At 69.5% G+C, this 925-nt stretch carries 1 protein-coding gene and 1 pseudogene; one reads left to right on the forward strand and one right to left on the reverse strand.

Annotation, left to right across the window (positions count from 1 at the left end; translation table 11 throughout):
* Positions 1–161, forward strand: a pseudogene (locus tag A9X03_RS28505) (bifunctional hydroxymethylpyrimidine kinase/phosphomethylpyrimidine kinase); the annotation flags it as partial.
* Between the two features lie 154 nt (positions 162–315).
* On the opposite strand, the gene A9X03_RS15255 reads toward A9X03_RS28505, so the two are convergent.
* A partial coding sequence (locus A9X03_RS15255) for a phosphomethylpyrimidine synthase ThiC (RefSeq protein WP_068259288.1) occupies positions 316–925 on the reverse strand: 610 nt, incomplete at its 5' end.

The following is a 925-nucleotide window of genomic DNA, read 5'->3' on the forward strand; positions in this document are numbered from 1 at the left end:
CGGGGGGCGGCGCCGGCATCCAGGCCGACATGCGCACCATGGCGCTACTCGGCGTGCACGCCTGCGTCGCGGTCTCCGCGGTCACCGTGCAGAACACGTTGGGCGTCAAGGGCTTTCACGAGGTGCCCGACGATGTCGTGGCCGCCCAGATCGAGGCGGTGGAGACCGCGACGCAGGCGTGCACGCCGAGTAGCGCCATGGTGCGCATGTCGGCCTGGATGCCGGCGCCGCCCCCCGAGTCGGACCCGGCGATGGACAGCACGCGCAGCGGCGTGGCGCCCGGGGGTGCCAGCGGCAGCACCGGGAGCGGTTGGATCACTGCTGGCTGATCGGCAGGTACACCCGGTTGCCGTGCTCGGCGAACTCGCGCGACTTCTCGGCCATGCCCTCGTTCATGACCGCCTCGATCGCCTCCTCGCTGTCGAGCCCGTGCTCGGCGGCGTAGGCCCGAACGTCGGCGGTGATCCGCATGGAGCAGAACTTGGGCCCGCACATCGAGCAGAAGTGCGCCGTCTTGGCGGGCTCGGCAGGCAGGGTCTCGTCGTGGAATTCCCGTGCGGTGTCGGGGTCCAACGACAACGCGAACTGGTCGTTCCAGCGGAACTCGAAGCGTGCGGTGCTCAACGCATCGTCGCGCTCCTGGGCCCGCGGATGGCCCTTGGCCAGGTCTGCGGAGTGGGCGGCGATCTTGTAGGCGATCACCCCGTCCTTGACGTCCTTGCGGTCCGGCAGCCCGAGGTGTTCCTTGGGTGTCACGTAGCACAGCATCGCGGTGCCGGCCTGGGCGATGATCGCCGCGCCGATCGCCGACGTGATGTGGTCGTAGGCCGGTGCGATGTCGGTGGCCAGCGGGCCCAGGGTGTAGAACGGGGCCTCCTCGCACAGCTCCTCTTCGAGCCGCACGTTCTCGACGATCTTGTGCATC

The sequence above is a fragment of the Mycobacterium sp. E1715 genome (assembly GCF_001667625.1).
Lineage (GTDB): Bacteria > Actinomycetota > Actinomycetes > Mycobacteriales > Mycobacteriaceae > Mycobacterium.